At 33.2% G+C, this 13172-nt stretch carries 8 protein-coding genes; 2 read left to right on the forward strand and 6 right to left on the reverse strand.

The features are described from left to right. Nucleotides 1-66 precede the first annotated feature (66 nt). Nucleotides 67-1521 (forward strand): arylsulfatase, encoded by a 1455-nt coding sequence (locus tag J2S15_RS05240; RefSeq protein WP_307406137.1) that lies wholly within the window; start codon nucleotides 67-69, stop codon nucleotides 1519-1521. Nucleotides 1522-1841: 320 nt separating this feature from the next. Here J2S15_RS05240 and J2S15_RS05245 read toward each other — a convergent pair whose 3' ends face one another. The 5 genes from J2S15_RS05245 to gnpA form a co-directional block, all read right to left on the reverse strand. Next, nucleotides 1842-5756, reverse strand: a complete 3915-nt coding sequence (locus J2S15_RS05245; protein ID WP_307406139.1) for a hypothetical protein — start codon at nucleotides 5754-5756, stop codon at nucleotides 1842-1844. Between the two features lie 20 nt (nucleotides 5757-5776). After that, entirely contained in the window at nucleotides 5777-7087 is a 1311-nt protein-coding gene (locus J2S15_RS05250) for an RNA polymerase sigma factor (RefSeq protein WP_307406141.1), read from the reverse strand. 190 nt (nucleotides 7088-7277) lie between these two features. Further along, a complete protein-coding gene (locus tag J2S15_RS05255; protein WP_307406143.1) occupies nucleotides 7278-8378 on the reverse strand; it encodes a radical SAM/SPASM domain-containing protein in 1101 nt (366 codons plus the stop codon). Nucleotides 8379-8387: 9 nt separating this feature from the next. After that, nucleotides 8388-9170, reverse strand: a complete 783-nt coding sequence (locus J2S15_RS05260; protein ID WP_307406145.1) for a sulfite exporter TauE/SafE family protein — start codon at nucleotides 9168-9170, stop codon at nucleotides 8388-8390. A 41-nt stretch (nucleotides 9171-9211) separates the two neighbouring features. Beyond that, a complete protein-coding gene (gnpA, locus tag J2S15_RS05265) occupies nucleotides 9212-11374 on the reverse strand; it encodes a 1,3-beta-galactosyl-N-acetylhexosamine phosphorylase (protein WP_307406147.1) in 2163 nt (720 codons plus the stop codon). 231 nt (nucleotides 11375-11605) lie between these two features. On the opposite strand from gnpA, the gene J2S15_RS05270 reads away from it, so the two are divergent. After that, nucleotides 11606-12466 carry an AraC family transcriptional regulator gene (locus J2S15_RS05270; RefSeq protein ID WP_307406149.1) on the forward strand — a complete coding sequence of 287 codons (861 nt, stop codon included), beginning with the start codon at nucleotides 11606-11608 and terminating at the stop codon, nucleotides 12464-12466. A gap of 43 nt (nucleotides 12467-12509) precedes the next feature. Here J2S15_RS05270 and J2S15_RS05275 read toward each other — a convergent pair whose 3' ends face one another. After that, on the reverse strand, nucleotides 12510-13118 hold the full coding sequence (locus J2S15_RS05275) for a 3-keto-alpha-glucoside-1,2-lyase-like domain-containing protein (protein WP_307406151.1): 609 nt from the start codon (nucleotides 13116-13118) through the stop codon (nucleotides 12510-12512). Nucleotides 13119-13172: the final 54 nt, after the last annotated feature.

Genomic DNA, 13172 nt, shown 5'->3' on the forward strand with positions numbered 1-13172 from the left:
ATAAATAATTGTTTATAATAGTATTAGTACAACTATTATAATAAAAAGGATTATGAGGTAAAAAAAATGAAACAACCAAATATATTATTACTGATGTGTGACCAGTTTCGAGGTGATACTTTATCGTATAAACATCACCCTGATATTCAAACTCCTTACTTAGATACACTGGCAAAAGAAGGAGTATCATTTGATCATGCTTACTCTGCTTGTCCTAGCTGTATCCCTGCAAGAGCTGCATTGTTTACAGGAAAGAGCCAGAAGAAACATGGTCGTGTTGGCTATGAAGATGGCATTAACTGGGACTATGACCACATGCTGCCTCAAGAGTTGAGTGATCATGGTTATCAGACAAAATGTGTAGGTAAAATGCATGTACATCCAGTTCGTAAAAGTTGTGGATTTCAATCAATCAGTCTGCATGATGGATATATTGCGTATTATCGAAACAATAAGATTCCGCATTATCAGCATCAGGAAGTCAGTGATGATTACCTGTACTATTTGAAGAATAATGTAGGTCAGCACGCAGATGTAACTGCTACTGGTCCAGAGTGTAATTCATGGGTAACCCACCCTTGGATTTATGAAGAACGACTACATCCTACCAACTGGGCAGTTGATGAAAGTATTCGCTTCTTACAAACAAGAGACCGTGAGAAACCATTCTTTCTGATGACTTCATTTGTTCGTCCACATCAACCATTTGATGCACCTCAGACTTACTTTGACATTTATAAAAACAAACAACTGCGTTCCCCTGCAAAGGGTGACTGGATTGACGATAAGCGAACAGAACAGTTTGGTTACAGCAAAGATTCTATCTTTGGCAGCAACAACGAAGCAATGAAACATGATGCAATGGCCGGTTACTATGCAAGTATTACTCATGTTGATCATCAGATTGGACGTTTGCTTACTTCCTTACAGGAAGATGGCTCTTATGAAGATACGATTATTGTTTTCCTTAGTGATCATGGTGAACTGTTATTTGACCATGACTTGTATCGAAAAGTACTTCCTTATGAAGGAAGTTCTCATATACCACTAATATTCTCAGTTGGAAAAAATATTGAAAGTATCCGTCCACTTCAAAGCAATACGCTAGTAGAACTCCGCGATATTTTACCGACGTTATTAGAGTTTGCTGGTATTGATATCCCTAATGATGTGGATGGTTTATCACTGGTATCTGAGTTAAAAGGTCAATCAAAAATTAATAGAAGTTATCTACATGGTGAACATAGTTTCCATTCTGACTTATCTACTCACTTTATTGTAACTAATGAAGATAAATTTATCTGGTACTCTCAAACTGGTGAAGAGCAGTACTTCAACTTAACAAATGATCCCAGAGAGGAACACAACGCTATCCACGATACTGCGTATCAAAATCGGATTGATTACCTTAGAAACACATTAATTAATGAGCTCAAGGATCGAGAAGAAGGTTACAGTGATGGTCAACAATTAATTGTTGGCAGAACACCTATAAATACTCTAAACATACGAAACGATTAGGACAAACCTAATCGTTTTTTTGATTCAGTAGAAGTTCTTTAATCTCTTTTAAGACCTTTAGAATTCCTCCCAGATAACAACATATGATAATAAACCCAATTACACCTAAAATAGCTAACATATATATCCTCCTTTTTTATTTATGACATCTTCTTTATTTTAATTATATAGTATAACCTTCAAAAATAAAACAAAAGAGTTACTGATCGGCTTCAGTAACTCTTCTCCACGAGGGTATGTGTGGATGATTTATGCACAAAGATTAATATAATATGAAAGTGGGCTATTTATTTCAAATGTTCGCTCTTTGTGCACATTTGTTATTTTTTAGCTTCTTTTCTTCTTCTCAATGCAATGATAACTCCAAGCATTGAAATCATTGTAAGCATTAATACATTTGTATTTGTTGTATCACCTGTTGCAACCGAAGGATTTGCTCCTGGAGTTCCTTCAGGTGTAATACTTGGTTTCATTGTAATTGTCTGATCTTTTTTAGTATCATCTTTTGTATAGTAAACTTTTAATACTAAACTTCCATCACCATAAACCATTCCACTTAATACACTTCCAGCAACATTCTTATTGAATGTATAACCTTTGTATTGTTTTGCAATTGCTGTCACGATTGTGTTCGCTGGGCTACTGAAGGATTCATTATCTTCTAACTTATATGAACCATCTGTTTGTTGTAAGTAATGTTCTACTTTATAGCCAGCATCAACTGCTACACTTGGATGTTCGTTTACAGTATAGTAAAGCTTTAATACCAAACTTCCATCACTTGCCACAATTCCACTTTCCAGAGTACCATCTATAGAATTATTAAATGTATATCCTGCATATGTTTTAGATACAGCTGTTACCTTTGTATTCGTTTTACCAGTTAAATTTTCTGTATCTTTCACTACATAACTTCCATCTTCTTGTTCTAGATAGTGTTCCACTTTGTATCTCGTATCTGTATTTGCATCATAATATACATGAAGATGCAATGTTCCATTCGCTTCCACTGTTCCAGTTAGTTTTGTATTAGCTGCTGAAGGATTATGTGTATACCCTTCATAGCTATTGATTACAGCATTTACACTATAACCTGTTTTACTATTTGTTGAAACGGTTCCCTTTAAGTTATATTTCGTTGTATCACTTCCATCCTGCAAATAGTACGATGTATTATATGTTGTTGCATCTGCTGTATAAATTAGTACTAATGTAAGTTTCCCATCAGCTGTTACAACACCACTACTTTTTGTTTGTGCATGAGTTGGTGCATATGTATATCCAGCATATGTTTTGTCTGTTCCATGTACTGTTCTTCCTATTTTCTCAGTACTTTCATCTGTATCTACTGTATCAAAACTTCCATCTTCTTGTTCTAATTTATGTACTACCTTATATGGCACAATATCGGCATCATAGTAAACTTTTAAAACCAACTTACCATCAGCTGTTATCGTTCCACTTAATAAAGTATTTGCTGCACTAGCGTTATGTGTATATCCATCATAGTTCGTTCTTATAACTGCATTTGCTGTAGCACCAGTTCGTCCAGTTAAGTACTCAGTATCATCTAAATCATAAGTGCCTTCACTGTTTTCTAAATAATGTTCAACTTCATAATCAACTATATTTGCATTGTAGTAGAAAGATAGAGTTAGGGTACCACCAGCTTCAACCACACCACTTTCCTTTTTATCTACATGATAATTGTTAGCTGTATATCCAGGAATTGTAAGATAGTTTGCGCTTACTGATGTACCAACTGTTGCACTTAAAACTTCTGGCATTCCATACAAGTTATAGCTAGTTGGATCATCACCATCTTGAATGAAATGTTTAACAGTATATGAATCAGTTGCATTCTTTCTATAGTATAATTTCAACACAAGTGAACCATCTCCAGCTATCGTTCCACTATCTATCGTATCATTAACAGTTTTGTCTAGAGTATATCCCTCATAAGTTGTTTTTGCTACTGCATCAACTATATCACCTGTTTTTCCTGTCAACTCATCTGTAAAATCCAAAGTATATTCATTCGTTTCATGACCTGTTTCCAGGTAATGTTGAACTTTATATTTTGTATCTGTATTTGCTTTCCATTTAGCTACATAAGTAGCATTTTCAGTAACTGTACTCGCTACCTCTTTATCCCATCCATCAAATGTATATCCTTTATTACCAGCTGGGTTTCCATCGGATCCTTCAGCACCACTATATTCAGGTGTTGTTGAGTGAATTATAATATCAGCATGTACATTGTCTGCAAATGTTCCTTGTGTTCCTGGCTTATACGTAACTGTAAATCGCTTCTTTATATTTGTCATATATACTGTATGACCTACATCATCAGCATATACAACTGTAAATTCATCGGAAATTACAGTTTTCAGTGTACTGTCATAACCTTTTGATTTAGAAAGATCATAATCATCACTGTATGTATCATTTTGAACAAATCGATACGTTCCCTCATTAAGAAAATCTGTATCTACATACCCATCTTCACTAATTGTTCCTTCACTCCAGACAGTAGAAGTCTCCCAAGTTTTAGTTACACTATTGTATTTTTGAAGTGTAACTGATACTCCATTTAATATTTCTTGAGTTTCTTCATCAGATAGAAAAACTCTTGCTGCATTTGGAGCTACAACATTTGCTGATCCACTAATTCCTTGAAGGACACCTTTTCCAGTTAACTCATAAGAATCATTACCTTTTGTGATGATTGCTGTATTTGTTTTTTCTGTATTAACTACAACTTTATCAAATACTTCATTAAAACCTATTCTATACCTTATAACTGATCCTCCATATGAATTAGAAGTACCATAAACTCTTTGAAAATATGCTTCTAAATCATCTCGATCATCTTCGGTATAGAATCCACTGCTAATACTATAGTCAGTCGCTTCCTTTGCAAAATTTGAACCATATTTAACAGGTGAATTTTTAATATCGCCAAAATTAATAAGAACTGTTTGGATACCATTATCATCTTCATATACTCCATACTGTTGAGGTGCAAGACTTGCTTTAAACTCTTCATAACTTTGTGAACCATCTTGTTCCACATAAGTAAATCTACCTGTTACATCATTTCCACCAGCAGTAATTCCAGAAGGTTCTCCACTTGTTAAATCCACTGGAACCTGTACTGGTGCTGAAATATTTATCCATGGTTTTCCATTGGTATCTAAACTTACTTTTCCACTCAATTGATCCTCAAAGTAAATCGAACCTGTTTCAACTTCATTACCATTTACTACATCATATATATCTTCATTACCAATAAACATCGCCCAGTTAATTGTTGTATTTGATGTTCCTGAAGCATATTTTAAATCATAATCTTGTAATTTGCTAAGATTTGCTTTATTAAATGTAATTTCTTTAGTCGAATTACCAATTGATACATTTTGTGTTATATCAACTGTTGTCGCATTTTTAAAAGATGAAGTCCCTGATTCTAAAGTACCAGTAATCGACATTTTTTGATCTGAATTTTCAGTAAGTTCTACCTCAATTCCTGTAGATGTAATTCTCCATCTCCCTAGAACCTCTGTATTTGTTGAATCCCATAAATCTCCCCAATCCGTCGTTACAACTTGCCAACTTCCTGATATTTCATTTTTTGGAAGTGGAAATGTAAAATAATCGCCAGCTTTCAGAAATGTACCTGATGGTTTTAGTTTCCATGAAATTACTAACTGATAATCTGTGTAAAATTTTGCTGGATTTGTAGTTGATAATGCATCTTTATTCGAATCAATAAAGTCCCAGCTTACAATTTCCACTATATCTGTATAATCAGTACCTGTTGCATCTCTTGTAAGTCCACTTCTATCAATTGTAGAATGTGAAGAATAGGTTTCTTCTTTTACAACTACAATATCAGATACCTCTACTGTTTCTGTATATTCGTATCTTTCATTTTCTAAATCAAAATATGTTATATGAAAATTATAAGTTCCATTTTCAGTAACCTTGTATGTAAGATTTGTTAGATCCATCGTATTTCCATCTGGATCACTTACACTTTCTAATGTATAGTCTTCAATGATATTTGAAGCATCTAATGTAATTGTTGCCTCTTTGTTATCTTCACTATAAATTACTTCAGAAGAAATAGTAAAGTTTTCTTCTGCGTATAATACTCCATTAAATATTCCTAAACTCGTAAAAGCAACAAGAGTCGCCAATACTACTTTCATTGTTTTTGTTAATTTTATCATTCATGCCCTCCGAATTGATATTATTCAATCTCTATTGTTAATATATTTCCTGCGTAATCACTAATATAAATATCGTGTCTGGATACATTATCGTTTTTCACAATCATTACATTACGACTTGCATCATAAGTATAATCATTGCTAGCTGTCCCATTTACATAGTATGTAATCTGATTTGCATTTACCCCTGACTTATCATCGCTCAGATAAAGATAATAATATTCATCATCTTTTTCACTTGTTGCAGTAGGACTGTGTAAATCCACATTACTAATTTGAATTACTTCTTCATCAATTACTGCATCGTCTTTGATAAGTTTCACCATATAAGTACCATTGTTTACAACTTGTGTGGTTTCTATATCATTGATAGTTATTCGCTCATAGTTATCATTACTTGTCTCAATCGCCAATTGAATTGGTTGGTTTCTCCATGCATCATCATAAGAAATACTCGTTATTTCAGCTAATTCAGGTTCCTTTGATGGTTTGCTGACTTCTTCAACTTCTTCCACCTTTGGTTTTTTTTCTTCTTCTTGTTGCGGTTGCGTGTTCCACAGTGCTATACCACCAAAAACAACCCCTGTTGTAACTACTCCTATAATCCATTTTGATAATAAAGATATACCTCCAGCGATATCTGCACCAGCTGGTAAAATTGCATATAGAATATCATTTGATAATGCCTGATTCATTTTTGTCTGCTGATAAAGCATCTTATATGCTTCAAATAAAACAACAGGTGAAACAACAATTACTCCATAAGTACTGTTGATTCCCTTTTTCTGTAACTCAGTGCTCAGTACCCTTCTGATTCTTATTAGTCTAGAAGATACAGTATTCTTAGGGATATCTAAGATATCAGCTATCTCCTGCAATTTTAAATCTTCAAAGAACCGTAACATCGCAACTGACTTTAGTGGAATACTAAGGTCATCTAGGATATCCATAATTTCATTCTTTATTCTTTCATTTTCAATCTTTGAAATAACATCCACTTCCGCTGTATTTGGAAAATCCTCTATTTTATCTTCATCCCCTAATTCAAATATATTTGACTTCCTACGATTGTAATTGTGACACTCACGATATGTGATAACATGTAACCATGAACTAAAAGCTTTTGGCGCCTGTAATTTATTAATCTGCCGATAAACTTTTATGAACACCTCCTGCACAATATCTTTTGCTGTGTCTTCATTTCTAAAATATTGAATTGCCATAAAATACACTCGATTACTGTATGTACGATAAATCTGCGAAAATGCATCCTCATCTCCATGAATTGCCTTAAGGATAATATCCTCTGATGTTTCCTGTAATTTGCTCATCTAAAAGTCGCCCTCCTTTCTATGAACTTTTTACCGTCCTAACATTAGTCGCCATACATAAAGTTTTCGTTCATTTTTTTTGAATTTTTTCAAAAAGTTAAATTTATAGCTTCTACTGATATTTCATTAAGTAAGACACGACGTCAAAAAAAAAGTACCATTCATTTTTGGAACTTTTTTAAATTTATTTTTATGTAGTATATTTTGAATATTCATCTATTAAAGTTAGGAGTGATGGAAGCATATATTCCAGTAATTGCTGGTGCCCACAATACGCATCACTTACAAATGCTGAATTCATCCGTTTGCAACCACCATGACAAATATTCTGGTAGCGACAGTTCTCACAAACCTTATATGTCTTCTTCTTTTCCTGAAGAAACTCCTGCATTACTTTATTTTTCATAATTGTCTTTAGTGAGTCGTTTAGAATGTTTCCACATTTATAATTATCCATTACATAGAAGTCACAGGGATATACATCCCCGTTTGCTTCTACCACAAACTGTGGACTGCAGAACCCTAGCATTCCACATTGATATGGAAGTTGGTCTTGTGTCATTAGCATAATATTTTCAAACAAGTTAACACTTTGCATACTTCCTTTTTGGGCTTCCTTCAACCATAGGTCATAGTATTCTTTATAAAAGTTATAATAGTTTTCTGGAGTTAATGCTGCTGCTTCATTTTCATCCAGATTATCTAAACAAGATATAAACTGAATATAAGATAAACGATTGGATTTAAAAAAGGAATATACTGCTTTCGCATGTTTGGATAGGGTATTGGTTAGTACACATAGGACATTGAAACTTATATTTGCTTTCTTTAATAATTGAATGTTGTTCATAATTTGAAAGAATACAGGTTTTCCTTCTTTATCGTAGCGAAAGTAATTGGTATTCTTTTCATAGGCATCTAATGATATTCCAACCAGAAAATCATGCTCAGCGAAGAATGTTATCCACTCATCATTTAAAGTAGTTCCATTTGTCTGAATGGAATAGTGAATGGTCTGTTGTTTCTTATTTGCAGTTACATAATCAATAAAGTTTTGAAAGTATAATAGTCCTGCAAGGGTTGGCTCTCCGCCTTGAAAGGCATAAGTAATTACTCCATCATCATCTGCATAATCTAAAGATTTTTGAATCAATACTTCCATTGTTTCTTGCTTCATTAGACCATAAGAAAAGATTTCACGATGATTACTAACATCATTATAAAAACAATATTTGCAGTTTAAATTACATAATGAAGATGCTGGTTTGATAAGTAATGAAATTGACTGCATAGATTCTCCTTAGACAAATGCATGGTATGCATTGATTGCATTCAATAATAAGATAAGAATGATAACCATGTTGTAAACATATTCTATCACTTTTTCATTTACTTGTTTATGAATCTTTGTGCCAATAAGGCCACCTAGTAATGCTGCTGGCAAAATAAAGAAAAGAATATTTAAATCTTGCGATAAGATGGAAGTAGTAAATATTGCTAATAATAAGGATGTTAATTGTGAGAAGACAATTGTTATTAGTGAGTATACGGCTGCCTGTTTTATTGTACATGAGAAGAATAGAATGAAGACAGCTACGTTTAATGGACCTCCTCCAATTCCGATGAAACTGGAAATTGTACCTAGAAATAGTCCAACAAAAAGGATTGTCAGTTTATTGTTTATATGAAACTTTTTAAATTCAAAAATAGAATTCGCTAACACAAACAATAAAATTAAAACAAGGATACAGGCTTGCATTCCTTTCATCATATCATTGGATATGATTGTTAAGAAGAACTTAAACAGGTTACTTCCTATAAAACCACCTAGAATACTTCCACTGATTACATACAACAACATTGAAGAATTTGATAATTGTAATTCTTTATTTCGAATATGTTTGGAAGTTGAATATAAAGACATGGTTAATACGGCACAACCCGACAAAAAACTAATGGTTTCTACACTATGAATATTTAATGCATCAAAGCTTGGTTTTATGATAACCCCTCCACCAATTCCACTAATTGCACCAATACAGGTTGCAAGAAATACTACAATGCTATAAATTATCTCACTCATAAAACCTCCCTATTTTATAAAAGGATGTCCTAATGACATCCTTACATTTCAAACCAACGAATTTCTGATTCTTCTAAAGTGATATCAAAACTGGTTCCATCACCTTTATAAACCACTGTACTTTGTGCTTCGTATGTATTGTTTACTACACAATAACTGTTCGTACTTGGATATACATTCACTTCTACATTATAGTTATCTGCATACCATCGTTTTATTTCATCTTCTTTTGATGCTGCATAGTAGAGTGAACGATACAGTAATCTTGTATTTTCAAAGTTAAATGGTAAACCACTCATATAAACTGCTCTACCTTTGCCATACGTGTTACTGGCAAGATTGATGTGCTTGTTTGTTTTACGAATAACAGTTGTGTCATCAAACGCATACACATGTTGGATTTTCTCTCCAAGATCTAAATCTTTCGGTAATCCTTCTAAGATAAAGTGTTCTTTCTCTTCCCAGTTATATTTATCATAAGATAGGGTAAAACCTAATTCTTTATCTACACCCAATACATCATATAACTGGAAGTATCTTCCTTCCTTATGATAAGCACTTGGTTCACCAATACCAATGAATCCATTTCCTTCATAAATATATTCACGAACGCGTTTTACTATCGTTTCATTTGCCCAATAGTTACCACCACTGAATGCAGTGTAGGCATCTCCTACATTAAGGATCACTCCTGCTTTGTTTAGTACTTCATTATCATTCAAAAGGTCATCAAAGCTAATAAATTCAACATCCACAGGAAGACCACTTAATGCTTCTAATACTCCTTCATAAATTCTAGTTTCTGGATATTCTAATGCATGAGCTACCATATGGCTACCCCAACTTCTTAGTTTACCCCAGCTGTTTAATACATATACTTTAAATGGAGCTACATACGGTTGATGATTTGCGACTTTTGAATAGAGTGCACGAAACTCATCTGTAACCTTCTCCACATAATCTATGAAATCTGGAAACTTTAGTGCAAGTTTCAGATATCCACCATAACCAATTCGATCCACTGGTTTACGAAGTAATGCTCTACGAGCAGTTACCCAATTGACCTTTGCTTCTTTCATTGGATCCCCACCTTCATAGAAGGTATCAGGGAAGAAGTATGGAAGCAATCTTCCTTCGCTATATTTAAGTCCTGGTATTTCAGAAATCAGACGTAGTGTCATTCCATTTCCTACTGAACCAACTACGGAATCCAATCCTAATTCTTTGAAGTATTTACCATAAGGTTCGGTTCCTATCCAATGATCTCCCAGAAACATCATTGCTTCTTTTTTTGCATCATGAGTTAAGTCAATAAACACTTTCATCAACTCTGCTACTTCACGTTGTTGAAAATCTAAGAAGTCTTTAAACTCTTTGGTAGGAACGACAAAGTTTGAACTATGATATCCCTGGTTAATAATATACTCTGGTCGAAATTTATATCCCACTTCTTTTTCAAAACGTTCCAAGATATATGGACTTACGCTTGCACTGTAACCAAACCAATCGACAAACGTTTCTCTTGCATACTCATCAAACACCAATGTGAACTGATGGAAAAACGTAGTAAAACGAATTACATCAATTTCTTTGTGTTCTTCCAAATAATGTTTAAACTTATTAATTGCATATTCTTTGGTCTTTGGTTGACGAACATCATATGTCATCTGACGATCTTCTCCCTGCCAGTCATTTGTAAGTGAATTGTACATATGAACAGGATCCCAAATAATAAACGCTAAAAAACTTACGGTATATGCATGAAAAATATCCACCTTATGAAGAACGACTTCTTTGGTTGTTTCATCATAATCCCATTCGCTTGGATCCACTACATCACCTGTAGTACGATCAATTACTTCCCACCAGCGTTTAATGTCATCAATAGTATTTACTTGTAATTGTTTATCATAAAAATGTTTCATTAAAGGAATTCTTAACACATCATCTACTGCAGTATAAAATCTACTCATCAGATACATTTGTTGAATTTCTTCAGGATTCTGTTTTGCCCACTCATTATCTTTTCTGGTTGTATAATATGTTGCATATCGTTTGATATCCATTGATTTTAATTCATCTGGCATATCCGTTCCATCACAGTCACGAATAGCATCTGCTCCCCACTTTTCAATAAGTGAAAGCGTATCATCTATTACATCTACATCTGTAGGAATTGTCACTTGACCTTTATTTTTTGTCATTTAAAGTTCCTCCATCTCAAGCATATTCTACAAACAAAAAATAAGAGCGTCAATATGCCTAAAGCCCCATAAATAAAGGAGAAAAACAATATATCTAAAAAATATCAAAAAACAGGCGTTAAAACCTGTATATTGTTCATTTTTTAGGTATATTGTTCATTTTTCGAAATTTCAATATTTCTTGTTTTATTCGAATTGATTTATATTATAATAAATGTGAAGGGAGTTCTTATGAGTAATTACAGATATCAGTTAAAAGAAAAGAAAGCTGAAAAAATGAATATGCGTCTGTTGTATATATCACAGGCACGTTATGATACCGATTGGCATAGCATCAAACATATGCATCACTTTACCGAATTATTTTATGTAATGAATGGATCAGGTGAGTTCTTAGTTGAAAACTCTCGTTTTAAAGTATCTCAAGATGACTTAATAATTATCAACCCAAATGTATCACACACAGAGGTTGGTCATGCGGATGATGATGTATTTGAGTATATTGTTTTAGGAATAGATGGATTACAGTTTGTAAGTGAAGATGGTAAAAGTTCTAGCAGTTATAGTTTACATAACTATCAGGAGTTTAAACATGAAGTATTATTCTATTTACGTACGCTTGTGCTTGAAGCTCAGGCAAAGGATGAAAGTTATGAGCCAATCTGTCAGAACTTATTAGAAATTCTTATTCTAAATATGGTAAGAAGAACTAAGAAAAAACTTACGTTTGCTCCTACTAAAAAGATATCAAAGGAATGTAAGTTTATTGAACAATACATTGATGAGCATTTCCGAGAAGATATTACATTAGAAAAACTAAGTCAGTTAACGTATTTGAATAAATATTATATTGTCCATGTATTTAAAAATTATAAAGGAATCTCTCCTATTAACTATATGATTTCAAAACGAATGGAAGAAGCAAAGAGTTTGCTAGCTACTACAAACTTCTCTGTATCTAAGATATCTGATATTACTGGTTTCTCATCTCAATCCTATTTCTCTCAAGTATTTAAGAAAGAAACCAATAAATCTCCTAACCAGTATCGTCGTTCTCCAGATAAACCAGAGAATGAATCCGATCGTAAATAAACCAAAAGAAATATGAAACTTTAGAGGTCTCATATTTCTTTTTCTATTTATTCGTAATTTTTAGATCTCTAAAATAACCTTCAGTTCCAATATCAACCCATAATCCAATTGCACCAGAAGCATCTTTACCATGCTTTAAGTCATTAACAATTAAGGTTGGTTGAGTAGCTCCATTCACATACAACTTCGCATGTTCTCCCTCTACTACAATCTTTACATCAATCCACTCATCTAATCCAATATCTGTATAGGATTCATACATCCCTGGTGCTTCCTTTCGAAAGTGATTAAACTTATAATCTGGATAAGAAAAGTATTGAGTAGATGAATTCCTTCTTGATTGTATTTCACAACGTCCATTGATTGGACGAACATAAATTCCTTCAAACATACTATTATCCTCATTGATTCGAAATGTTATTCCAATAAATCCTCTGGCATAATCTGGTGCATCAGGCAGTAATCGACTATATAATTTTACTTCAATCGTTCCATTTTGAAACTCGATATCTTTTACTCTCGCATAGGTTGGTTCATCAACTTCAATAACTGATGCATCCTTTATTACTTGTAATGCATCATATCCATTGATTTTATTATCACTTATATGTGTCTGAATCGCTTCAACATTACTTGTATTAATATCAATCATTCTTACCCCTCCTTGTAATTCTCTATACTTAAATTAACGTATATATTACTTCAT

Origin of the sequence: Breznakia pachnodae (assembly GCF_030814225.1) — a bacterium.
Lineage (GTDB): Bacteria > Bacillota_I > Bacilli_A > Erysipelotrichales > Erysipelotrichaceae > Breznakia > Breznakia pachnodae.

Bases quoted from the DNA above. Each gene is read 5' to 3' on its own strand.
- J2S15_RS05240 (WP_307406137.1), top strand. From the start codon at position 67: ATGAAACAACCAAATATATTATTACTGATGTGTGACCAGTTTCGAGGT.
- J2S15_RS05245 (WP_307406139.1), bottom strand. From the start codon at position 5,756: ATGATAAAATTAACAAAAACAATGAAAGTAGTATTGGCGACTCTTGTT.
- J2S15_RS05250 (WP_307406141.1), bottom strand. From the start codon at position 7,087: ATGAGCAAATTACAGGAAACATCAGAGGATATTATCCTTAAGGCAATT.
- J2S15_RS05255 (WP_307406143.1), bottom strand. From the start codon at position 8,378: ATGCAGTCAATTTCATTACTTATCAAACCAGCATCTTCATTATGTAAT.
- J2S15_RS05260 (WP_307406145.1), bottom strand. From the start codon at position 9,170: ATGAGTGAGATAATTTATAGCATTGTAGTATTTCTTGCAACCTGTATT.
- gnpA (WP_307406147.1), bottom strand. From the start codon at position 11,374: ATGACAAAAAATAAAGGTCAAGTGACAATTCCTACAGATGTAGATGTA.
- J2S15_RS05270 (WP_307406149.1), top strand. From the start codon at position 11,606: ATGAGTAATTACAGATATCAGTTAAAAGAAAAGAAAGCTGAAAAAATG.
- J2S15_RS05275 (WP_307406151.1), bottom strand. From the start codon at position 13,118: ATGATTGATATTAATACAAGTAATGTTGAAGCGATTCAGACACATATA.